Source organism: Endozoicomonas acroporae, assembly GCF_002864045.1.
Classification (GTDB): domain Bacteria; phylum Pseudomonadota; class Gammaproteobacteria; order Pseudomonadales; family Endozoicomonadaceae; genus Endozoicomonas; species Endozoicomonas acroporae.
This window is the reverse complement of sequence record NZ_PJPV01000052.1, coordinates 17,687-39,873: the sequence shown is the minus strand read 5'-3', so window position 1 is coordinate 39,873 and position 22,187 is coordinate 17,687. Positions and strand designations below refer to the sequence as shown.

Here is a 22,187-nt window from a genome sequence, read left to right as displayed (position 1 = left end):
GGTTGCCAACACCACGGCGGTGAACAGCCATGTCACAACCTCGGGTGACGATGCAGGTGCCGGCATCGGGGATGGGGCTGTTGGAAGTGGAGGAACGGTTGCCAACACCACGGCGGTGAACAGCTTTGTCAATGGCAATAAAAAGAATTTTGGGTCTATCTCCTATGATCAGCTTCTTTGCCAAGCAGACCAAAGTGTGTCAACAGCCGCTAAAGAGCCAACAGCTGCAGCCGCCGCCACAGTGTCAACAGACGCTACAGCATCAACAGCCGCTACGGTGGGAGGAATTACTACAGGTTCCCTTCTGGCGGGCGGATTGGGATTGGGGATTGCCGGCTATTCAACCTATCAATGGATTACCGGTTACTGGGAGGGATTGCTTGGTCAGAAGCTGGCGATGAAACCACTGACTCGTGGTAGAGAACTGGCAAGCGCTGCGATCAACTCGGTATCACAGAGTATTCAGGGAATCAGAGAACGAATGAACAGGCAGAGTGTTTCTAAGCAGGAACTAGCCCATGAAATGAGCCAGGTACAAGACTGACAGAACTGAGAAGTCAGTGCCAGGCCTTGAAACTTGAATGTGGGAGGTTCTTCTGAACTTGTTGGGGGGCAGGCGTAAGAAGATAAAAGCAAGGTGTTAAACGCTGATCTGGCTGGTCATTGTTCAGTGGGTTGCCTGCAACATCCCTATTATGACGCTGAAGTCGGCTGCCCGCTGAATCAGCAAATACAGCAGTCTTGTTCGACAGACCTGATAAGTCAATGGCTTGAACAGGATCATAAAAGATATTGTCGCTGTATTTTTACCTCCTGAATTCGTATCATCATTTAATCTTTTTTCTCAGATCGTCACTATGCTGGATGTACGTCCCCGTGAGCTGGAGCTTCCCATCGACGAAGCCACGGTTGCCATTAAAACACCCCCTCACTCCATCGAAGCGGAGCAGTCCGTGCTCGGCGGGCTGATGCTGGATAACCAGGCCCTGGACCGGGTGGTGGATAAGCTGACGTCGGATGACTTCTACAATCCGGGGCACCGGCGTATCTATGCATCCATCAGTGCACTGAGTAATGAAAGCAAGCCTTTTGATCCTCTGACGGTTGCCGAGATTCTGGAAAACCGGGGTGAGCTGGATGAGGTGGGCGGGCTGGTTTACCTGGCGGAGCTGGCGGGCAGTGTGCCCAGTGTGGCGAATATTCGCGCCTACGCAGAGATTATCTTTGAGCGTTCGGTATTGCGTAAGTTGATCAATACCGGCCAGAAGATTGCGGATAGTGCCTATAATCCGGAAGGGAAAGACAGTCAGGCGATTCTCGATGAAGCCGAACGGCTGGTGTTCAATATTGCCGAAGAGCGCCCGAACACCGGTGGCCCGATGGGGGTGCGGGAGATTCTTGAAAACACCGTCAAGAAAATTGATGAGATGTTTAATGCCGGTAACGCCATTACCGGTACCACCACCGGCTTTAAAGATCTGGATGAAATGACCTCTGGTCTGCAGCCTTCCGATATGGTCATTGTGGCTGCCCGTCCCTCCATGGGTAAGACCACGTTTGCCATGAACCTGGTGGAAAACGCCCTGCTGAACAGTGACAAGGGCGTCATGGTATTCAGCCTGGAGATGCCCAGTGAGCAGTTGATGATGCGTATGCTCTCTTCTCTGGGCAGGATCAACCAGTCTAAGGTAAGAAGTGGTCAGCTGGAAGAAGAAGACTGGCCAAAACTGTTGTCGGCGGTTGAGCGCATCAAAGACAAGAAGCTGTTTATTGACGATACGGCGGGTATCAGCCCCTCGGAAATGCGCTCACGGGTTCGCCGGGTGGTGCGGGAACACGGTGACCTGGGCCTGATCATGATTGACTACCTGCAGTTGATGCAGATTCCCGGTTTTGGTGAGGGGCGAACCAACGAGATTTCGGAAATCTCCCGATCGTTGAAAGCCATTGCCAAGGAGTTCAATGTTCCTGTTATTGCCCTGTCGCAGTTGAACCGTTCTCTTGAGCAGCGACCCAATAAGCGCCCGGTCAACTCCGACCTGCGTGAATCCGGTGCCATCGAGCAGGACGCCGACGTGATCATGTTTATCTACCGGGACGAGGTGTATAACCCGGATACCGAGTACAAGGGAGTTGCTGAAATCATTATCGGTAAGCAGCGTAATGGTCCCATCGGTACTTGCCGACTGGCGTTTATTGGCCAGTTCACCCGCTTTGAGAACCTGGCACCGGATGCTTACCGGTTTGAGGAGGATTGATGTTTTAACCACAAAGGCACAAAGAGCACGAAGGAAGAAAATAGAAGTCTTTTCTTTGTGTCTCTGTGCCTTTGTGGTTCAAATTCAAATCTATCAACCTTTATCAATCCCCCTGTTTACTGGGCTTTTAAGCTTAAGTCAGTGCCATTGGTCTAAGGGCGTGAACTCCGGCCTCATGCATTGTGCCAATCACCCTTCGATGCTTCGACAAGCTCAGCACTCAGGATGAACGGAGATCGAGTTCAAAATGTCGTCATTATTTCGGGACAATGCTTAAACCTGTCCAAAGACGGAAAGTGGTGGCTCGTCCAGGGCTGCCAGTTGTTCCCGCAATTCCAGAATATGCTCTGCCCAGTACCGTTCGGTATTAAACCAGGTAAATGCCATGGGAAAGGCGGGATCATCCCAACGCTTGGCCAGCCAGCCGCTGTAATTGATCAGTCGCAGGGTACGAAAATATTCCACCAGGTTCAGCTCAGAAGGGCTGAAATCCATAAACTCTGTGTAACCTTCCAGAATCTCGGCCATTTGCAGGGTTTGCTCTTGGCGATCTCCGGATAACAGCATCCACAGATCCTGAATCGCCGGAGCCATACAGGTATCGTCAAAGTCAACAAAGTGTGGTGCCTCATTCCGCCAGAGAATATTGCCGCTGTGGCAATCACCGTGGACCCGAATGGCTTGCCACGTATGCTGTTGCGTCATCAGTTCCAGGCGATGGAGCAGGTCCCGGGTCAGGGTCTGGTAGGCTTCCAGAAGTGAAGCGGGAATAAAGTCGTTTGCCAGCAGGTATTCAACATTATCGATGCCGTATCGCTGCAAGCTGATCGCCGGGCGGTGTTGGAAGTCACTGGCTGATCCCAGCTTGTGCATGCGTCCCAGGGTACGGCCAAGGGTCAGCAGGTTATCCAGATTATCCAGTTCCGGTGCATGGCCGCCCTGACGGGGAAACAGGCCAAACAGAAAGCCTTCAAACTCATGCAGTGTGTTGCCTTTTTCGTCAGCCATCGGGGCGACCACCGGTAACTCCATCGCCTTGAGATCCAGGGTGAACTGATGCTCCTCCTGAATCTGATCTTTTGACCAGCGTTCGGGGCGGTAGAATTTTGCAATCAGGGGTTCACCTTCCTCAATGCCGACCTGGTAAACCCGGTTTTCATAGCTGTTCAGGGCCATAATGCGGGCATCGCTCAGAAATCCTGCGCTCTCAACGGCGTCCAGTGCCCGGTCAGGCGTCAGCTGGTCGTATGGATGTTGAGTAGGCGTGTTCATGCGGGCCTCCGAAGGAGTCTGAGTTCTGTGGAGGGGATTCTATAACCAATAGTAAAGACTGGCCACTGACGCCGGGTGGAATTCTGCTTTGAAGTGAATGTGGATGATTACCCTGAATGCAGTACTCGCAGGCTGTTCGGGAGCAGCTCCAATAATCATCAGCTCTCCGGTGTTCTGGCAACACTCCAAATATCCACGCGTTTGACACCACTTTTTTTCAACAGTCGGGTGATTTCATTGACGGTGGCACCGGTGGTTACCACATCGTCCACTAAGGCAACGTGGTGCCACGGCGGTGTGCCGTTTAAAGTGTATGCGTTGCGAATGTTTTTTTGTCGGGCGGTGGCATCCAGGCTTTGCTGCGGTACAGAGTGGATGGTTCTTTTGATCAACCGTTGTTCAATGTCCAGGTCTCTGACACTGAGCAGTTTTTTCAGGGCTTTGGTCAGCAACAGCGTCTGGTCATAACCTCTTTCCCGCAAGCGTTTGCGGTGCAGTGGTACCGGCAATATGATTTCCGGCCACTGATCATCAAGGTAATAGTCCATCAACCAATCAGCCAGTGATGCGGCCATTGGTTTTATCAGTTCCAGCCTGGACTGGTATTTCACCATTTGTAATATCCGGTTGACGGGAAACTGGTACAGAAATGGTGAAAGACAGTGGTCAAATAAGGGCGGTTGCTTCAGGCACTGGCCACAAATGCCCGTGTCGCTGTCTTGAATGGGCAAGCCGCAGCAGGAGCAAAAGCACAGTGGGACCGGGCATGTTGCCAGGCATAATTGGCAAAGTGGTTGGGCAAGCGTGGTATGGCCCCGGCAAAGAATGCATTTGACCTGTACTTGTTGTTTAAAATTAGACCAGTTGTAAACCTTAAAGAATTTCATAGATTGACGATGGCAGTAATTCCGTTATCATCTTTTGCATCTTTATTGTGAAAATGTCGTTCTCGGACAGGCTCCTAGGATTGGTAATTTCATTTTCATGGTTGTTAACTCAAACAATAAATCTCAGGTCTCCGTTAACAAGGGTTTTCTTCCCTTCCGTGATCGGTGTTCCCTCCCCCAGAGGATGTCATGTCCAATACTAGTTCAGCTCCAGCAGAAAATTCCTCCAGCTCTTCTGGCCACAGTGTCGTTCGTCATGACTGGACGCTGTCCGAAGTAGAGGCACTTTTTCAACAGCCGTTCAATGATCTGATCTTTCAGGCCCAGCTGGCTCACAGAGAACACTTTGATCCAAACCAGGTGCAAGTTAGCACATTACTGTCGATCAAGACGGGTGCCTGTCCGGAGGACTGCAAGTATTGCCCCCAGAGTGGTCACTACAATACCGGTCTGGAAAAGGAAAAATTGATGGAGGTGCAGAAGGTGTTGGAGGAGGCCAGAAGCGCCAAGGCTTCCGGTGCTACCCGCTTCTGTATGGGGGCGGCCTGGAAAAATCCTCCCGCCAGGGACATGCCTTACATTATTGAAATGATTAAGGGGGTGAAAGCACTGGGTCTTGAGTCCTGTATGACCCTGGGCATGCTGAGTGAGGAACAGGCCACAGAGCTGGCCGGGGCAGGACTGGATTACTACAACCACAACCTGGATACCTCGCCAGAGTTCTATGGCAACATCATTACCACCCGAACTTATGCTGACCGGCTGAAAACTCTGGCGTTTGTCCGGGAGGCGGGGATGAATGTCTGCAGTGGTGGCATTGTGGGCCTGGGTGAAAACGAGCGCGATCGTGCCGGGATGCTGGTTCAGCTGGCCAATATGCCGAAGCATCCGGAGAGTGTGCCCATCAATATGCTGGTGAAAGTCGCTGGCACACCATTGGCAGACGCCGAGGCGGTGGATGGTATTGATTTTGTCCGGACCATCGCTGTGGCCAAAATTATGATGCCAGCGTCCAACGTTCGTCTGTCGGCCGGGCGTGAGCAGATGAGTGATGAGATTCAGGCGCTGGCCTTTCTGGCGGGGGCCAACTCAATTTTCCTTGGGGATAAACTGCTGACCACCGCGAACCCTGAGGCGAATAAGGACCGGCAGCTGTTTGCCAGGCTCGGCATCAATAAAGGGCATGATTGGGGCGAGCAATCAGCGGTGCAGCCTCCTGAGCAGTGCCCGATCAAAGCGATGTACGACGCTGAAAAAAGCAATGACCATTACTACGATGCCATGGCAAGCCAGTCGGATCGAAACATGGCTGGTCATGGCTGATGAGCTTCAATCTGGAACAGGAGCTTGAGGCCCGCCATGCTGCTGGCCTCTATCGATGTCGTCAAACCCTGGACTCGCCCCAGGGGCCTGAGGTCATTATCAATGGCCAGCACTGTCTTGCCTTCTGCAGCAATGATTACCTCGGACTGGCAAACCATCCCGATGTTATCGCAAGCTTTCGACAGGCAACGGATCACTATGGGCTCGGTGGCGGTGCTTCCCATCTGGTGGTTGGGCACAGCCGGGCACATCATCAGCTGGAAGAAGCGCTTGCGGAATTTACCGGCAGAGAGCATGTGCTGCTGTTTGCCAATGGCTATATGGCTAACCTGGGCGTGATCAGTGCCTTGCTGGGTAAGCAGGATGTGGTGTTTCAGGATCGCCTGAACCATGCCTCATTACTGGATGCCGGACGGTTGTCTGGAGCCCAGTTCCAGCGTTACCTGCATAATGATGTGGATAACCTCACTAACCGACTTCAGAAAACCCGCGCCCGACGCAAGTTGATCGTAACGGATGGCGTGTTCAGCATGGATGGCGATGTTGCGCCGGTAAAGGCGCTGTCGGAACTTGCTGAGCAGCACCAGGCCTGGCTGATGGTGGACGATGCCCACGGTTTTGGTTTCCTGGGAGCCACTGGCGGTGGGGTTGCGGAAGCCTATGGATTGGACCAGAAACATCTGCCCGTGCTGGTGGGGACGTTAGGCAAAGCGTTTGGAACTTATGGTGCATTTGTGGCGGGCAGTGACGCTTTGATTGAGACGCTTATTCAATTTGCCCGGACTTATATCTATACCACGTCCATGCCGCCGGCGGTGGCGTCGGCGACCCTGACCAGCCTGACGCTGCTACGGGAACAACAGTGGCGCAGGGAGCATTTGCAGACACTGATTCACTATTTCAGGTCCGGTTGTGAGCAGCTGGGGTTGCCTCTGATGCCGTCATCAACACCGATACAACCGTTGCTGGTTGGTTGTGCAAGACGGGCGATGGCAATAAGCCGCCGGTTGTCTGAGCAGGGGATACTGGTCACGGCAATACGTCCTCCGACGGTGCCTGAAGGATCTTCCCGATTACGTATTACCTTCAGTGCATCCCATACGTTGCATCATGTTGATCGCCTGTTCGATGCCCTTAAAATGGCTGCACAGTCGACAAGTGTTGCAGACGTTTCTGATCAACCTGCCACCGCATCTTTATCGATGACAGGAGTGTTGTCCTGATGAGTAACTACCCGATCGTTTTAATCAGTGGCTGGGCCATGCCAGCCGGTGCCATGGCATCACTGGCGGACGCCCTGGATGCAGACCATCGCCGGGTTTCCATTGTCGAGTTGCCTGGCCTGGTGCGTGAGTCACAAGCGTACAAAACCAGCCATGACTGGAACTCATTGCTGACTTATCTGGATCATCAGCTGTTTGAGAAGCCTGCCGTGCTGGTGGGATGGTCGCTAGGCGGAATGCTGGCAACGCTGTATGCCAGCCGGTATCCGGATAATGTGGCCGCTGTCGTTAACCTGGGGGCGAATGCCTGTTTTGTGCAGAATGACAGCTGGCAGCAGGCAATGGATCCGACGCTGTTTGCCAGTTTCTATCAAGGTATGTCCCAGTCCCGTGACAAGACGCTGCAGCAGTTTGTTCTGCTGTGCAGTTCTGGCAGTCCACGGCGTAAAGAGCTGTCGACATCCTTGCAGGCACTACTGTCTGATGCTGACCTCGATCATCAGGCCGAAGACAGCACTTTGCTAAGCCTGCTGGGGATACTGGGCAAGAGTGATCTTCGTTCCGTATTTGGTGATATTCGCTGCCCGGTGACCCATCTGTTTGGTAAAGACGATGCCCTTGTTCCGGTGGGGGCAGCTGATGCCATTGAGCAGGCGTTTGCCAAGCATCGGGTTCAGGTGCTTGATGGAGGGCATTGTTTCTTTATGGATGACCCCGAGCCGGTTATCAGTGAGGTGCGGCGACTGTCCAGCGGGGATGTCGGAACATGAGTTCGATCCATGTCCATAATGAGGTTGCCGGTAGCCTGGCAGGTCTTCGGCCTGCCTCCTCTGCCATTAACGTGACAACAGACCGGGCAAACGCTCGGGTAAAGCAGCGTATTGCTGAAAATTTCAGTCGGGCTGCTGACAGTTATGATCAGGCGGCCATATTACAGAAGCGGGTCGCTGCCCGGACGATGCTGGGATTGCCGGCCCGGCTCAGCTCAGAGCAGCCAGGCTCAAAAGCATTTCACTCCCACCGTATTCTTGACCTGGGTACCGGAACCGGTTTGCACACACTGACGCTGGCTGAACGATATGATAATGCCGTGGTCATCGGTATGGATCTGGCCATGGGGATGCTGCAATTTGCCCGGCACAATACCAGCCATCCCCGGGTTGGCTGGTGCTCTGGTGATATTGAGTCCATGCCCTTGCAGTCCGGTGCTGTGGATCTGATCTATTCCAGCCTGGCTATTCAATGGTGCAATTTTGAGCAGGTGCTTGGCGAGGTGAGCAGAGTACTGAAGCCTGGTGGGACTTTTGTCTTTTCTACCCTGGCTGAAGGCAGCTTGGCAGAGCTGGATAATGCATGGTGTCTGGCGGGTGAAAAGCATCGAGTTAACCGCTTTGACAGCTTTGACACTCAACAACAGTATCTAAAAGCAAGTGATCTGGTTCGCCAGGCGTTCTCTCTGAAGCCTGAAACACTGTTCTATCCCGATGTGATCTCCCTGTTGCGCAGTTTAAAGGCTCTGGGGGTAAACACCGTATTGGCGGATAAAGGTGGCCTGGTGACCCGACGAAAACTTGAAGCCTTGCAACAGGCTTATGAACAAATACGACAGCCTGAAGGGTTGCCTTTGACCTATCAGGTCCTCTACGGCGTCTTGCAGAAGCCAGTGTGTGAAGAGTAGAAAATGGGAAAAACTTATTTTGTCACCGGTACGGATACGGATGCCGGGAAAACCGTCGTCACCTGTGGACTGCTTGAGGCCGCACGCTTAACAGGGTTAACGACGCTGGCCTTAAAACCGGTGTCTGCGGGATGTCAGCACAGTGAAAATGGCTTGAGAAATGATGACGCATTGGCTCTGATGGAGGCCATGACACTTACTCTACCTTACGAACAGGTAAACCCCCTGGCTCTGGCACCTGCCATTGCCCCCCATATTGCGGCGCAGGAAGCCGGTGTACGTATGACCCTGGATCGACTTGTGGGCTACAGCCGCGGTGCCTTGATGCAAAAAAATGATCTGGCTCTTATCGAGGGCGCTGGTGGCTGGCGGGTCCCCCTGAACTCACGGGAGATGATCAGCGGACTGGCAAAAGCGCTGAATACTCCTGCTATTCTGGTGGTTGGCATGCAACTGGGCTGTCTCAGCCATGCCTTGCTTACCGTTGAAGCCATTCTCCGTGATGGTGTCAGGTTGGCAGGCTGGGTGGCGAATCAGGTGGATCCTGATATGAGCCGTTATGATGAAAATCTGGAGACCCTGAAAAGCCTGATTCCAGCACCCTGTCTTGGTGTGGTGCCCTTTCTTGAGGAGGCCAGTGCCAGTCAGGTCGCCGGGTATCTGGATATTTCACCATTGGCTTGATTTACTTGAATTCACTCGTAATAACTTTTGCTGGCATGTATTGACATTTATTCTGTCTAAACGTAAGTTTCAAACAGTTGTTTGAATCGTGCTATACTCATCTTTATCCATAAGTAAAAGAATATCGAGGATGCATCATGCCAGAATATAAAGCCCCCCTGCGAGATATCCGCTTCGTCCGTAATGAAGTTCTGGGTTATGAGGAACATTACACAAACCTCCCTCAAGGGCAGGATGCCACTCCGGATATGGTGGACGCTATCTTGGAGGAAGGTGCCAAATTCTGTGAACAGGTACTTTCACCGCTGAATCGTGTGGGTGATGAGGAAGGTTGTACCTGGACACCAGAAGGCGTTAAAACCCCCACCGGATTTAAACAAGCCTATCAGCAGTTTGTTGAAGGTGGCTGGCCTTCACTGTCCAGTGATGCTGAGCATGGTGGCCAGGGTCTCCCTGCTTCGCTGGGCCTGGTGCTCAGTGAAATGATGGGGGAATCCAACTGGTCCTGGGGAATGTATCCCGGGCTGAGCCATGGCGCAATGAATACTCTGGAAGCCCATGGTACCCAGGAGCAGAAAGAAACGTACCTTTCCCGCCTGATTTCCGGTGAGTGGACCGGTACAATGTGTCTGACTGAACCTCACTGCGGTACTGATCTGGGTATGCTGAAAACCAAAGCCGTACCCCAGGAAGACGGCACTTATCGTATTACCGGCACCAAAATCTTTATCTCTGCCGGTGAGCACGATATGGCAGAGAATATCGTGCATATCGTTATTGCCCGTCTGCCAGGGGCACCTGAAGGCACTAAAGGTATCTCCCTGTTTATTGTTCCCCGTCATCGCCCGGATGCTCCGGGTGAAAGCAATGGTGTCAGCTGTGGTTCCATTGAGCACAAGATGGGTATTCATGGTAACGCCACCTGTGTGATGAACTTTGACGATGCCACGGGTTATTTGATCGGTGAAGTGAATAAAGGTTTGCACCACATGTTCACCTTTATGAACTCTGCCCGTCTGGGTACCGGTATTCAGGGTCTTGCCCATGCAGAAATCGCTTATCAGGGTGCTGTTCGATATGCCCGTGACCGCCTGCAGATGCGTTCTCTTTCCGGTCCGAAGAACCCTGATGGCCCTGCCGACCCGATCATTGTCCACCCGGATGTTCGCCGTATGCTGTTGACCATCAAGGCACTGACGGAAGGTAACCGGGCACTGGTTTACTACGTGGCACAAATGGCCGACCTGGTGAAGAGCCCTGATGAAGAAGTCCGGAAACAGGCTGACCTGGAAATGAGCTTCCTGACGCCTATTGTTAAGGCGTTCATGACCGAGACAGGGTTTGAAGCCGCTAACCACGGTCTGCAATGTTACGGTGGTCATGGCTTTATCAGTGAGTGGGGGATGGAGCAGAATGTTCGTGACTGCCGTATCTCCATGCTCTATGAGGGAACCACGGGTATTCAGGCGCTGGACCTGCTGGGTCGTAAAGTCCTGATGACTCAGGGTGCCACTATGAAGCCCTTCACCAAGCTGGTTCATAAGTTCTGTCAGGCTCAGGCAGACAATGAAGAACTCCAGGAGTTTATCAAGCCGCTGGCTGCCATGAATAAGGAGTGGGGCGATCTGACCATGCAGATTGGTATGAAGGCTATGCAGAACCGGGAAGAAGTTGGTGCCGCCTCGGTTGACTACCTGATGTACTCCGGTTATGCCTGCCTGGCGTACTTCTGGGCCCGGATGGCTCTGACGGCAAAAGAAGCCTTGGCGAATGGTACTACTGAAGAAGGGTTCTACAAGGCTAAAATCCAGACTGCACAGTTCTACTTCCAGCGTCTGTTACCAAGAGCCCAGATGCACAAGGCGTGCATTGAGTCTGGTGCCGACAACCTGATGGCCATGGAAGCGGATGATTTTGGCGACGTTTAATTCGCTGGTCTGACGAGCTGAAAGTGAATCAGCCTTAAGCAAAACAATAAACAGAGAGGCTACCGGTTGGTAGCCTTTTTTTTTGCAGATTATTATCGCATTTCATCAAGAATCATAAAGCTCAGAAAAGTAGTGGGTAAGGCAATAATCATAATCACCGGGAGTGCCGGATTAAATAGCATGAAAGTACCTGCTACCAACCAGATCGTTCTGACCCAGCTGCGCTTGATGCGCTCTTTTCTGGAGATGATTCGACCACGAGGTCTGAGCAATTTGCTGGCTAACTGGTTAAGCAGGGTGGAAAAAAAAATCTGCAGGATGGCAGTGATCAAGACGAGAAGATATCGCATAAGATGCCTGAGTATCTGGTCAACAATATCGGAACTGCAGGACAGCTTATCTTCCGGAACCGAGCAATCGAATCAACATTGTTTGATCCGATCAAATGATCAAACAAAAAGAAGACGGTTAAATTACGTTAGCTTACTTTATCGGCAATTGGCACTTATTTATGATGGATGTTCATGAAGATCTCAGTGAAAAAGGATGTTTCTTGCTTGTTTCACTCTTTTGGTGCGTTTGAACTCAGTCTTTAGCCGCATTGACTGTTTTGCCAGCTATAAAAATATGGTCTATAAAATTTGATTTGCTTTTAAGTAGTTGGCCAAATGGAATCGTATATTTCTGGCTAAGTGGGCAGTTGCTATGCAAGGCGCAACGTAGGGAGCATAGCCGTAGCTATGTGACCGGAGTTGCAACGCCGCAGAGTGACTGACAACTTAGTCAGAAATATATGATTTCATTTGGTTAACTACTTATAAGACCTTGGAGCAGAATTCAGCAATCACGCTGTGTTGATGTCGCATCATGAAGAAGAATACCCAAACGATAAAAAGCCTGTTAATTCTTCTTGCCTTCTTTTTTTTGTTATCGGGATTATCGCCGCCTGTTGTTCCTGATGATTTCAACCCTGCTCAAGGGCCTTCACTGGCTGCTGTGCATCATGATCTGACCCGTCAGGCAGAAGTATTTAGCCAACATCCACCATCATTTGTGCAGCAATCACCATTGCCTTCTGACGACTGGCGCTGGTTTTTAAAAGATAAAGACCAGAGTTGGGACATCACGCTATTCGATAAAAAACCGGCAGAGAATCAGGCCAGACTTTGGTACCAAACCAAAGTGACGTTTGGCTTGGCACTGGGGGTTTTGGGAGTGATCGCTCTGCTACCAGAAAGTGTTTCCAATTGGGATAAATCGGAAATCAGACCCATCAAAAAGTGGTGGAGCAATGTCAGGTCAGGGCCTGTATGGGACACCGATAAATGGTACATCAATTATATCGGGCATCCTTATTTTGGTGGTGTGTACTACGTTATGGCCCGGTCATCGGGCTATAACCAGTGGAACTCGTTTGTTTATTCATTTTTGATGTCCACTTTCCTGTATGAATACGGCATTGAGGCGATGTGTGAGCCGCCATCCATTCAAGATATCATTGTGACTCCTCTCGGCGGGTGGCTCTACGGGGAATGGGCTTATCAGAAAAAACAGAAAATTCTGGATAATGACAGTGAGGTGATGGGCTCCAGGGTGTTAGGTTCTACCGCACTGTTTCTGCTGGACCCGGTTGGCAAAATCAGTGAGTGGGTCGGTGGTGATAGTGGTGAGGGGACAATACAAAATTTGTCCATTCGATTGAGCGTTATGCCCCCGGCTGCCAGTTTCTCCCCTTACCGGAAAACGTCACTCGACGTTGATCATCGCTACATCGGCGTGGAGGTTTTCTTTAATTTCTAAATACGACAAGGGAACACAAAGAAGCACAGTCTTTTGCTGAAAAACAGGGACTCTTCAGGTAACATGGCGTCACGGAACTCAACAGCCTGTGTGACTGAAAGCTGCCCTGGTGTGGTGATAAATGGGACTCCCGCTTCTTCGTCAAGTAACCCCGCTATGCTCTTCAGAAGCAGACATTTTTATTACCAACACCATTATGGACGCTCAAACCTGACAGGTTGCCGGTAAAACAGCTATGAGCCACTTTGTGTCTTTCTGCGTATAACTCAATGGCATAATGGCTGTATTCCAATAGTAAGAAAAAAATTCCAGGAGTGGAGAGTAATGGCCGAGTACAAAGCCCCCCTTCGCGACATGCGCTTCGTAATGTACGACGTATTCAATGTAGCTGAGCAGTGGGCTCAGTGGCCTGCTGTCAGTGAAACGGTGGATCAGGAAACTGCAGATGCGATTCTGGAAGAAGCCGCCAAACTGGCTTCCCGTACCATTGCCCCTTTGAATCGCCCGGGAGACGAAGAAGGGTGTCAATGGGATAGCGGTCAGGTGACCACACCGGAAGGTTATAAAGAAGCCTATAAACTGTTCGCTGAAGGCGGTTGGAGCGGACTGGGTGGTAATCCGGTTTACGGTGGTATGGGGATGCCCAAGGTACTGGCTGCCCAATTTGATGAAATGGTCTGCAGTGCCAGCCTGGCATTCACTCTCTACCCCAGCCTGGGGGCCGGGGCCTGTCTGGCCATTGATGCCCACGCCTCCGATGCGTTAAAAGAAGCGTACCTGCCGCAAATGTATTCCGGTGAGTGGGCGGGCACCATGTGTCTGACGGAACCCCATGCGGGCACCGATCTTGGTATCATCCGCACCAAAGCGGAAGACAATGGCGACGGCAGCTACGCCATCACCGGTACCAAAATCTTTATTACCGGCGGGGAGCACGATCTTACTGAGAATATTATCCACCTGGTGCTGGCCAAGCTTCCCGATGCACCTCCCGGGCCTAAAGGCATCTCATTGTTTCTGGTACCTAAGGTATTGGTGAATGAGGATGGATCTCTGGGTGAAAGAAACGCCCTTGCCTGTGGTTCCATTGAGCACAAGATGGGCATTAACGGCTCGGCCACCTGTGTCATGAATTTTGATGGAGCCAAAGGCTATCTGGTGGGAGAACTGAATAAAGGCCTGAATGCCATGTTCACCATGATGAACTATGAGCGCCTGTTTGTGGGGATTCAGGGGCTTGGCAGCAGTGAGATGTCCTACCAGAACGCACTCGAATATGCTCAGGATCGCATCCAGGGACGTTCCGCCAGTGGCGCTGTGCAAAAAGATAAAGCGGCGGACCCATTAATGGTCCATGGGGATATCCGGCGAATGCTGTTGAATATGAAAGCCATGAATGAAGGCGGACGGGCTTTCTCCACCTATGTGGCCAAACAACTGGATATTGCCAAGTTCAGTCAGGATGACCATGAAAAAGAGAAGGCTTCCGCCCTGGTGGCGTTGTTAACTCCCGTTGTGAAAGCCTTTTTAACCGATGCGGGGCTGGAAAGCTGTGTTGCCGGTCAGCAGGTGTTTGGTGGTCATGGTTTTATTCGTGAGTGGGGCCAGGAACAACTGGTCAGGGATGTACGCATCACCCAGATTTACGAAGGAACCAACGGTATTCAGGCGCTGGATCTGCTCGGACGTAAAATTGCCCTGAGCGGTGGAGCCTACCTGGAAACATTCCTGAGTGAAGTTCGGGGCTCAGTGGACGCGAATGATGAATTTGCTGAAGAGCTGCTGGCTGCGGTTGATAAGCTTGAGGAGCTGACGCGCAAACTTCTGGCGCAGTCGAAAAATGACCCCAATGTCATTAATTCTGCCTGTGTTGATTACCTGAATGCTTTTGCCTACGTTGCCTATGGCTGGATGTGGTCATTAATGGCGAAAACAGCAGCGAGCCAGCTTGCTGAAGGCAGTGAAGACCAATCCTGGCTGGAAGCCAAGCAGCTGACTGCCCGGTATTATTTCAAGCGTTTACTGCCTCGCTTTGAAAGTTCAGCGGCCGCCGCTCTTTCGGGAACTGAGGAACTATTTGCCTTATCTCCTGGTCAATTCTAATAGCAAGCAAAATCATTCCAGTTGAAACCAGAAAACCTCGCTTTGCGGGGTTTTCTGGTTTTTGGGCCTTTATTTTTCAGGATTACGGCCAATAAAAATAGAGAAATCCAGATGTTCTGTTGCATGGGTTAATAATGGTTCGCGTAATCTTTATTGAAATAAATTTTGGGGATACACATGACTCTCAGCTCAGCCTACAGGTCTTTATACCCGATATGTGTCTATCTATTGATCATGACCCCCGGCAATAATGCCTATGGAATGGATGCTGTTAAACCTCCGGTTTATGCCAGTAACTTTCTGTTAAAACAAAAAGATACAGGCCAATGTCTGGTGGTAATGGACGAGCAGGAAGGCTGCAGCTCTGAAGCAAGCCGGCTGACCGATGACTGTGTGAATAGCAACAGGATAACGTTCGGGGTCTGTGATAAAAAACAACCGGAGCAGAGGTGGAAGTTTGACTTCCAAAAGAAACAAATTCACTCATTGGAACGAAGTGCTGATCTATGTTTGACCCGGCTGTCGAAACATCTGGCCATGGATGTTTGCCAACCCGCAAGTTTGCAACAGCTGTGGTTTTTTAATCAACAGGATCATCTTTACAGCCGGGCTGATTATTTTGACCCTCTTGCGTTTGTAGCACTCTTGCAAAGTCATACGGATACTTCACCGGTCTCGTTCCACTTTAATGACTCTGAAACGGGAGATGATCAATGCTATCTGAGCCCTTTTACCGGCAGGGTTGAGTGTGCAGGATTTGAAGTTGGTGAAGAGGCAGTGAAACAGCAGGAAGTTCAGTCCTGGCACTGGTCAGGCCACTGGCCATGGCAGGCAAAGCCAACAAAGCTGACAGAAGAGTTGCGGCTTGGTGATTTCAGCAACAATCACTGTCTTGCGGTCACGCAATGTCATATGGACAGTGTTGGACAGTACGACTGTTTTGGTGGGGCAAAGGTTCAGGTAACTGCCTGTCAATCCATCAGTCATCAGGTCTGGCGCTATGACCTGGTGTCTAAAAAACTGTTTAATAAACAGGCCGGGGAGCAGTTCTGCTTAAGCTGGTCAGGGGGCAAACTGACATTGCAACACTGTCTGCCCGGTGCTGGTTCTCAGCAATGGTATTTTGCCCAGGGAAGAGGAAGCAAGTATCCGGAACGAGGCCAACTGCGCTGGTTTACCAATTTAGATGAACATTATGATTACGTTAAGGCACTTGATTTTGATCCCATCGTTAAATTTGAAATATTAAAGAAAGACATTCAGGGAAATGACTGCGGCTACGATCCCATTAATGGCCTTTGGAAAGGCTTATGTGCTAATTAGGCTATTTGATCAACAGAGTCATTCGGGCTGATTGAACTTATTCCCGTCTATTTTATCTAAAGGTATTCTCGGACTAAGCCTCCTGGTACATAAATACCTCCTGGTACATAAATAGTGAGGATAATCCTGTGGATTTGCATGGCAGTGCTGCTGCGTGTAGAGGCGATCAAAGAACAGTATCGTCTGAGCGTGCTGAAACATCCGGGGTAAGAGCGGGGCGTGATGTCAGGGCCCATGCTGATTCTCCCGGTTTACCAGCCAGTTATGCTCCACCCGGCACTGAACCAATACAGCGAAGCGTATCAGAGTATAACCTCGCCATTGTCAGAGAGGGTATCAGAGGCTGTGTGGAAACGGGGAAGAAAGCCTCTCCCGAGTTTTTCATCTACCTGGAAAAGATCAAACCACTATTAGATGGCCCCCCAACTGAAGAGTCTCTCAAGGAAATAGGCGAATTATATAAACTTATCAATGAATGCGATTTCTTCACTGCAGAATTGAAAACCATGGATGATTTGAAAAAAAGGATAGCCTCCAGCTTTTCATCTTATGTTGATCAACAAAAAACAGAGCTGGTGAAACAACTGAAAACCTGTTTTACCGACAGCGGCGGAGCTGATCGCTTTTATGAACAGCTTACTGGCAAAATCAAACAGCTTTTTTCTCAATTCACACCGCCAATGCAGGAGTTGTTGCATAATGTTGGTGCAACCATCGTGTCCAGTGAGTTGGATCAAGGTTTTAAAAAAAACCTGACTGACCAGCTCCGCAAAAATGGCAGCTCCGAACACCAGATGAGAAATCAGAGTGCTGCCGTGCGGTCAGAGCTGGAAGAGTTTGCCCGCATTGCCAGGATGATTGTTGAACGTCAGGGAAAACACAAGCCTGCTGTCACGCAGAATTATCTGGAAAGACTCTCAGTAATGATTGACCGATCGGTAATAATGTCGGTGGCAGACTGCAGGTTGCACCTGGAAGCCCTGGAAATGATCGATTCAGCAATGATGGACACAATGGCAATAAGCCCGGGGTCGGATGCTGAAAATTATTGGCATCACATGCTTTTTGAGGCCGTCCTTGATCTTCGCTTTTCTTCCGAATTTATGGCTGCCTATCATCACCTGATTTCGCCATTACCACCACAGAAATGGGGTTTGGAAGAGCTGGAGGGGTTTGTCACTTTATTAAGGTATTCCGGTCAGTCCCTCGGCTACTGTTCGCAAGAGTTTGTCTCATTACTAGCCAAAATGGATGGCTCTGACATTGGGCAACCTGCCAACACGTCAGTGGCAGCTGCCAGCGGTTATAATGACGAAGACGATTGCCGGGCCGTAGAGTCTGACGAAGCGTCGGCTGAAACTGAAAAAGGGTTAACCAAAGAGGACCGCAACAAGGAACTGGGAAAATTTTTGCACGTTGTTGCTCTGGAAGCTTCAGGAGAGTTCTATCACTCAAACTACGATAAAAGCTATTCTGACTGGCATATAATTGCTGAAATGCTGCTCGGGCAGCGAGCGTTCACAAGCCCTCATGCCAGAAAGGCAATCAGGTTTATGGTTGATTTATCAAAAGGGGGAGCCAAGACTGCCAATTTGCATTTTTTCGATACTACTGGCAACAGAGCAAACGCACGCAGAACGTTAGAGCAGGTGATGAACCAACTCAGGCAAAAGCAACCGGACAAAATTGATATCCGGCAACATGGTTATTTCAGCAAGGTGTCCATCCAACTCTGGAAGGGTGGCCAAATATGCCATACCTGCCACGTGGCTGCGGTCACTGAATCCGGAGTGCCCTATGACAGTATGGCGTTGGGGATACAAATTTTGTGTGGCAGGGAGCTGATGAAAGAATTGTATACCTATCGGGATAGAGCCCTGGACTTTCGATATTACCAACCCATGAAGCTTGTTGCTCCTTAACCCGGATATGCCACAAACTGCCCCGAATCTCGCGAAGGAGTTTGTTGGTCAGCAGAGATTGAACAATGGATGCTACAGAATTTATTTACAGGCTCAATGATTACTTCTGAAGATTCCGTATCAGCAAGCTAACACCCTCAGTTAACTCTCCAATGACATGGGGAGCATAAGCAATTTCCAACCATCGTTCTTTTTGTTGATGGGAAGAAGGATAAAATACCCAGCAAAGTTGCTCCTGCCATGAGCAGTCGGATTCAAGATCATAATGAATGCCGTATACCGGTAAGCTTCTGTTACCAATCTGTACTCCGTATCTGCCCTGCTCACTGCGGGTAGCAACAATGGTTCCTTCCTGATTGGCTTGAATTTGATAGACCAGCGTGGGTTTCTCATGGCTTTTGTCCTGGCTATAGACGGCGTGAGCCTTTAGCAGGCTGTTGATATAGTTCTCCAGTGCCTGTTTACGCCCCTTGCCGGGTGTGTTTGCCGTTATCTGTCTGGCAAATGAATCCGACTCATCTGTGACGATCATTTTCTGGCCATGCTTATCGGAGTAAATAGTTGTTGACGTCTGCTTATTATTGCTTGCGTTGATCAGCGCTGGAAAGATCAACAGCGGCAAAAGAAAGGCGTATTTCTTCATATCAAAGGCCCTGAATTTATGATTTGTTATTTTTTTCCTGAAAGCCATTTCCTGACATTGCTGCCGGGCTCACTCGGGAGTGACCCGCATCACTTCTTCTATGGTGGTCATTCCAGCGGCAACTTTCTGTGCACCTGATTGTCTTAGGCTATACATGCCTTCCTTGATACATTGTTGGCTGAGCAGTGTAATGTCAGGATTTTCATTAACCAGATCCTTAACCTGAGGGCTCATGGTTAAAATCTCATAGAGGCCGGCACGCCCACGGTAACCCGTTTCACGGCAATCGAGGCAACCAACAGGCTGATAGACTTCTGAGGGTGCCGATGCTGGCCAGGGGTTTGTCAGGGCTTTCCAGCCACTGGTGTCCAGCGGTGCTTTCGCTTTGCAATTCGGGCAAAGGGTTCTGACCAGACGTTGTGCCATAACACCGAGCACGGTGTTTTTAATAAGATAAGGGGGGACACCAAGCTCAAGCAAACGCGTCAGGGCAGAGGGCGCATCATTGGTGTGCAGGGTAGAAATGACTAAATGACCGGTCAGAGCGGCCTGAATTGCCATCTCGGCGGTTTCAAGATCACGGATCTCACCCACCATAATGATGTCAGGATCTTGCCTTAACAGTGCCCGAAGCCCTGAGGCAAAGGTCAGGTCGATGTTGTGCTGCACCTGCATCTGGTTGAAGGCAGGCTCCACCATTTCAATAGGGTCTTCGATAGTACAGATATTCACCTGATCCGTGGCCAGCTGCTTCAGTGTTGAGTAAAGCGTGGTGGTTTTACCAGAGCCCGTGGGGCCAGTCACCAGAATGATACCGTTGGGCTGGCCTGACATGGCTTTCCAGCGCCGTTCATCTTCTCTGGAAAACCCCATATCGCTGAATGATTTGACCAGCACTTCCGGGTCAAAAATCCGCATCACCAGCTTCTCACCAAATGCGGTAGGTAATGTGGATAAGCGCAGTTCGACCTCATAGCCATCGGCGTTTCGGGTTTTCAATCGTCCATCCTGCGGCTTGCGCTTTTCGGCAACATTCATGCGGCCAAGAATTTTCAGGCGGCTGGTCATTGCTGCGGCGACTTTGACTGGCATCTGATAAATCGAGTGGAGTACACCATCAATTCGAAACCGGAGATTGCATTGTTCCCGGCGGGGCTCAATGTGGATATCGCTGGCTCTTTGTTCAAAAGCGTATTGGAGCAGCCAGTCAACAATATTGACGATATGCTGGTCGTTGGCATCCGGAGCCTTCATGCTGCCCAGCTCCAGCATCTGTTCAAAGCTATTGAGCGAGGCAGACGTGACACCAGTCTCCGAGCTGGCTCCCATCACTGACCGGGCCAGTCGATAGAACTCGACGGTATAACGTCGGATATCGGTTGGATTAGCCACAACCCGCCGGATTTCCCGGCGATTCACATGGCGCAGATTGTCTTCCCAGATCCGATGCCATGGCTGGGCAGAGGCCACCACTATCTCAGTGCTGGTCACCGCAACGGCAAGGATCTGGTGTCGCATGGCAAAGGCGTGGGACATGATGGGGGTAATGGCCGTAGCATCAATCTTGAGAGGATCGATGTGGCAGTAATCCTGACCGGCCAGTTCGGCGAGCCACTGACACAGGCGCTCAATATCCAGCGTGTTACCCGGATGACAAAGATCATCCAGCTCCAGCTCAGCCAGGTATTCCAGGGGGTGCAGACGGACTTGTTCTGGTGTGCGCGGGCGGCTGAGAATATCATCAGCGGTTGCCTGCTCTATATGCTTGCTTCTGACCAGATCAGACACAACCATTGCCAGATCCAGCATTTGCTCCCTGTGTTGCAGGCCATCTGCTTTGTTATTGTTCACATGAAATACCGTTTGCAGCTGGAATTGCCTTATATTCTCTCTTTTTTTTCGGCGTGGGGACAAATGGATTTATTGTTTCAGTAAATAGAGGTTTGAGCTGCTCTATCGATACATCACTGAGCTCAGCGGGCCAGACAGGCGTCAAAACCTGCCCGTCCAGTTTATTGGTGTTCAGTGGCCACTCCCATTCTCCCCGACGGGTCAGGCCATTGATGCTTTCTCCCCGGGTTTTCAGAGTCTGGATATATTGCCCGTTAACCTCACGAATCCGCAGAGCCACCCTGGCCTGGTTGAGTCTCAGGTCGCGGGTATCAAAGTAGGTATTCCCAAGGTGAAGGGTTTCTGATGGATGTACTGCATGTTCCTGCCAGAATGGGTGACTTTTCAGTGGCTCAATCTGATCGGCAGGCACAGACAGCTTTAATTCAGTTTCCTGGCTCATGTTCTTATCCACAATGCGATTGTCAAATTCTATCGGACGGAGAAATTATATAAAAATCATAGGTTCATGGGTAAAGGCACTCTGTGCTCTGTGCGCCAGCTGTTGAGCATCTGTGCAGGAATTGAAACGGCCTTCTATAATCAGGCGTTCAACCGGATGGATTTGAAAAATGCCTACCAGCAACATACTGGCGAGTGTTTTTGGCCGCTCACCAATAGGACCTATTCAAAAGCACATTACCACTGTTCACAAATGTGCGTTACAGCTGGAGCCATTCTTTCAGGCAGTGTTTGCCGAAGAGTGGGAGACAGCGTGTGAGGTTCAGCAGACAATCACCAAATTTGAGCACGAAGCGGATGTCATCAAGCGAAGTATCCGCCGGTCACTTCCCAAAAGCCTTTTTCTCCCCGTTCCCCGTACCGATCTGCTGGAAATCGTGACTGTTCAGGATAAAGTGGCTAACCGTGCCAAGGACATCGCAGGCCTTGTGTTAGGAAGAAAGATGGTTATTCCCGAATCCATGCACGAAGCATTCATTACCTATGTGCGCCTTTCAATTGCCACAACTGCACAGGCATTGAAAGCCATTCATGAGCTGGACGAGCTTCTGGAAACCGGTTTTCAGGGGCGGGAAGTTGATCTGGTGGAAAAAATGGTTGAAGAGCTGGACAACATTGAGAGCGAAACTGACAGGGACCAGGTAAAAATACGCCGTATGCTGTTTGATCTTGAGCAAACGCTGCCACCGGTTGATGTCATGTTTCTGTATCAGATTATCGAATGGGTGGGCGATCTTGCGGATCGGGCTTCCCGTGTTGGTAGTTACCTCCAGTTGTTGCTGGCCCGTTAA

At 50.6% G+C, this 22,187-nt stretch carries 19 protein-coding genes; 13 read left to right on the top strand and 6 right to left on the bottom strand.

Translation table 11 applies throughout. From position 1 onward, the window contains the following. On the top strand, positions 1 to 544 hold a 544-nt coding region (locus CX664_RS26315; protein ID WP_219622153.1), incomplete at its 5' end, for a hypothetical protein. Between the two features lie 313 nt (positions 545 to 857). Next, positions 858 to 2,258, top strand: a complete 1,401-nt coding sequence (gene dnaB, locus CX664_RS09310; RefSeq protein ID WP_101746470.1) for a replicative DNA helicase — start codon at positions 858 to 860, stop codon at positions 2,256 to 2,258. Between the two features lie 273 nt (positions 2,259 to 2,531). Here dnaB and CX664_RS09305 read toward each other — a convergent pair whose 3' ends face one another. Next, positions 2,532 to 3,530 (bottom strand): serine/threonine protein kinase, encoded by a 999-nt coding sequence (locus tag CX664_RS09305; RefSeq protein WP_101746469.1) that lies wholly within the window; start codon positions 3,528 to 3,530, stop codon positions 2,532 to 2,534. A 158-nt stretch (positions 3,531 to 3,688) separates the two neighbouring features. Then, positions 3,689 to 4,144, bottom strand: a complete 456-nt coding sequence (locus CX664_RS26310) for a ComF family protein (RefSeq protein ID WP_180966439.1) — start codon at positions 4,142 to 4,144, stop codon at positions 3,689 to 3,691. Between the two features lie 462 nt (positions 4,145 to 4,606). Between CX664_RS26310 and bioB the strand changes: the two genes are divergently transcribed. From bioB to CX664_RS09270, 6 genes are all read left to right on the top strand, one after another. Then, complete coding sequence (gene bioB / locus CX664_RS09295; RefSeq protein ID WP_101746467.1) at positions 4,607 to 5,740, top strand: biotin synthase BioB; 1,134 nt, start codon at positions 4,607 to 4,609, stop codon at positions 5,738 to 5,740. After that, entirely contained in the window at positions 5,740 to 6,963 is a 1,224-nt protein-coding gene (gene bioF / locus CX664_RS09290) for an 8-amino-7-oxononanoate synthase (RefSeq protein ID WP_101746466.1), read from the top strand. Before bioB ends, bioF begins: the two co-directional genes overlap by 1 nt. Next, complete coding sequence (locus CX664_RS09285; RefSeq protein ID WP_101746465.1) at positions 6,963 to 7,733, top strand: alpha/beta fold hydrolase; 771 nt, start codon at positions 6,963 to 6,965, stop codon at positions 7,731 to 7,733. The genes bioF and CX664_RS09285 overlap by 1 nt, the downstream gene beginning before the upstream one ends. Then, entirely contained in the window at positions 7,730 to 8,641 is a 912-nt protein-coding gene (bioC, locus tag CX664_RS09280) for a malonyl-ACP O-methyltransferase BioC (protein WP_101746464.1), read from the top strand. Before CX664_RS09285 ends, bioC begins: the two co-directional genes overlap by 4 nt. A 3-nt stretch (positions 8,642 to 8,644) precedes the next feature. Beyond that, complete coding sequence (gene bioD / locus CX664_RS09275) at positions 8,645 to 9,325, top strand: dethiobiotin synthase (protein WP_101746463.1); 681 nt, start codon at positions 8,645 to 8,647, stop codon at positions 9,323 to 9,325. 137 nt (positions 9,326 to 9,462) lie between these two features. After that, positions 9,463 to 11,253 carry an acyl-CoA dehydrogenase C-terminal domain-containing protein gene (locus CX664_RS09270; protein WP_101746462.1) on the top strand — a complete coding sequence of 597 codons (1,791 nt, stop codon included), beginning with the start codon at positions 9,463 to 9,465 and terminating at the stop codon, positions 11,251 to 11,253. Between the two features lie 92 nt (positions 11,254 to 11,345). On the opposite strand, the gene CX664_RS09265 is transcribed toward CX664_RS09270, so the two are convergent. Next, positions 11,346 to 11,603 carry a hypothetical protein gene (locus tag CX664_RS09265; RefSeq protein WP_145999911.1) on the bottom strand — a complete coding sequence of 86 codons (258 nt, stop codon included), beginning with the start codon at positions 11,601 to 11,603 and terminating at the stop codon, positions 11,346 to 11,348. Positions 11,604 to 12,120: 517 nt separating this feature from the next. Here CX664_RS09265 and CX664_RS09260 point away from each other — a divergent pair. The 4 genes from CX664_RS09260 (at position 12,121) to CX664_RS09245 (ending at position 18,401) form a co-directional block, all read left to right on the top strand. Then, positions 12,121 to 13,053: a DUF3943 domain-containing protein gene (locus CX664_RS09260; protein WP_101746460.1), complete on the top strand. Its 933-nt coding sequence runs from the start codon at positions 12,121 to 12,123 to the stop codon at positions 13,051 to 13,053. A 324-nt stretch (positions 13,054 to 13,377) separates the two neighbouring features. Beyond that, positions 13,378 to 15,156 (top strand): acyl-CoA dehydrogenase C-terminal domain-containing protein, encoded by a 1,779-nt coding sequence (locus CX664_RS09255; protein WP_101746459.1) that lies wholly within the window; start codon positions 13,378 to 13,380, stop codon positions 15,154 to 15,156. 177 nt (positions 15,157 to 15,333) lie between these two features. Beyond that, entirely contained in the window at positions 15,334 to 16,479 is a 1,146-nt protein-coding gene (locus CX664_RS09250) for a hypothetical protein (RefSeq protein WP_145999910.1), read from the top strand. Between the two features lie 128 nt (positions 16,480 to 16,607). Then, positions 16,608 to 18,401: a hypothetical protein gene (locus CX664_RS09245; protein WP_101746457.1), complete on the top strand. Its 1,794-nt coding sequence runs from the start codon at positions 16,608 to 16,610 to the stop codon at positions 18,399 to 18,401. A 100-nt stretch (positions 18,402 to 18,501) separates the two neighbouring features. Here the strand turns inward: CX664_RS09245 and CX664_RS09240 are convergent, their stop codons facing one another. The 3 genes from CX664_RS09240 to CX664_RS09230 form a co-directional block, all read right to left on the bottom strand. After that, positions 18,502 to 19,044: a hypothetical protein gene (locus CX664_RS09240; protein WP_145999909.1), complete on the bottom strand. Its 543-nt coding sequence runs from the start codon at positions 19,042 to 19,044 to the stop codon at positions 18,502 to 18,504. A 69-nt stretch (positions 19,045 to 19,113) separates the two neighbouring features. Continuing rightward, positions 19,114 to 20,853: a type IV pilus assembly ATPase TfpB gene (gene tfpB / locus CX664_RS09235; protein ID WP_101746472.1), complete on the bottom strand. Its 1,740-nt coding sequence runs from the start codon at positions 20,851 to 20,853 to the stop codon at positions 19,114 to 19,116. 31 nt (positions 20,854 to 20,884) lie between these two features. Next, positions 20,885 to 21,337 (bottom strand): CYTH domain-containing protein, encoded by a 453-nt coding sequence (locus tag CX664_RS09230; protein ID WP_101746455.1) that lies wholly within the window; start codon positions 21,335 to 21,337, stop codon positions 20,885 to 20,887. Positions 21,338 to 21,506: 169 nt separating this feature from the next. Between CX664_RS09230 and CX664_RS09225 the strand changes: the two genes are divergently transcribed. Further along, positions 21,507 to 22,187: a TIGR00153 family protein gene (locus CX664_RS09225; RefSeq protein ID WP_101746454.1), complete on the top strand. Its 681-nt coding sequence runs from the start codon at positions 21,507 to 21,509 to the stop codon at positions 22,185 to 22,187.

Excerpts from the sequence above, each read along its gene's own strand:
- dnaB (WP_101746470.1), top strand. The coding sequence starts at position 858 with ATGCTGGATGTACGTCCCCGTGAGCTGGAGCTTCCCATCGACGAAGCC.
- CX664_RS09305 (WP_101746469.1), bottom strand. The coding sequence starts at position 3,530 with ATGAACACGCCTACTCAACATCCATACGACCAGCTGACGCCTGACCGG.
- CX664_RS26310 (WP_180966439.1), bottom strand. The coding sequence starts at position 4,144 with ATGGTGAAATACCAGTCCAGGCTGGAACTGATAAAACCAATGGCCGCA.
- bioB (WP_101746467.1), top strand. The coding sequence starts at position 4,607 with ATGTCCAATACTAGTTCAGCTCCAGCAGAAAATTCCTCCAGCTCTTCT.
- bioF (WP_101746466.1), top strand. The coding sequence starts at position 5,740 with ATGAGCTTCAATCTGGAACAGGAGCTTGAGGCCCGCCATGCTGCTGGC.
- CX664_RS09285 (WP_101746465.1), top strand. The coding sequence starts at position 6,963 with ATGAGTAACTACCCGATCGTTTTAATCAGTGGCTGGGCCATGCCAGCC.
- bioC (WP_101746464.1), top strand. The coding sequence starts at position 7,730 with ATGAGTTCGATCCATGTCCATAATGAGGTTGCCGGTAGCCTGGCAGGT.
- bioD (WP_101746463.1), top strand. The coding sequence starts at position 8,645 with ATGGGAAAAACTTATTTTGTCACCGGTACGGATACGGATGCCGGGAAA.
- CX664_RS09270 (WP_101746462.1), top strand. The coding sequence starts at position 9,463 with ATGCCAGAATATAAAGCCCCCCTGCGAGATATCCGCTTCGTCCGTAAT.
- CX664_RS09265 (WP_145999911.1), bottom strand. The coding sequence starts at position 11,603 with ATGCGATATCTTCTCGTCTTGATCACTGCCATCCTGCAGATTTTTTTT.
- CX664_RS09260 (WP_101746460.1), top strand. The coding sequence starts at position 12,121 with ATGAAGAAGAATACCCAAACGATAAAAAGCCTGTTAATTCTTCTTGCC.
- CX664_RS09255 (WP_101746459.1), top strand. The coding sequence starts at position 13,378 with ATGGCCGAGTACAAAGCCCCCCTTCGCGACATGCGCTTCGTAATGTAC.
- CX664_RS09250 (WP_145999910.1), top strand. The coding sequence starts at position 15,334 with ATGACTCTCAGCTCAGCCTACAGGTCTTTATACCCGATATGTGTCTAT.
- CX664_RS09240 (WP_145999909.1), bottom strand. The coding sequence starts at position 19,044 with ATGAAGAAATACGCCTTTCTTTTGCCGCTGTTGATCTTTCCAGCGCTG.
- tfpB (WP_101746472.1), bottom strand. The coding sequence starts at position 20,853 with ATGCTGGATCTGGCAATGGTTGTGTCTGATCTGGTCAGAAGCAAGCAT.
- CX664_RS09230 (WP_101746455.1), bottom strand. The coding sequence starts at position 21,337 with ATGAGCCAGGAAACTGAATTAAAGCTGTCTGTGCCTGCCGATCAGATT.
- CX664_RS09225 (WP_101746454.1), top strand. The coding sequence starts at position 21,507 with ATGCCTACCAGCAACATACTGGCGAGTGTTTTTGGCCGCTCACCAATA.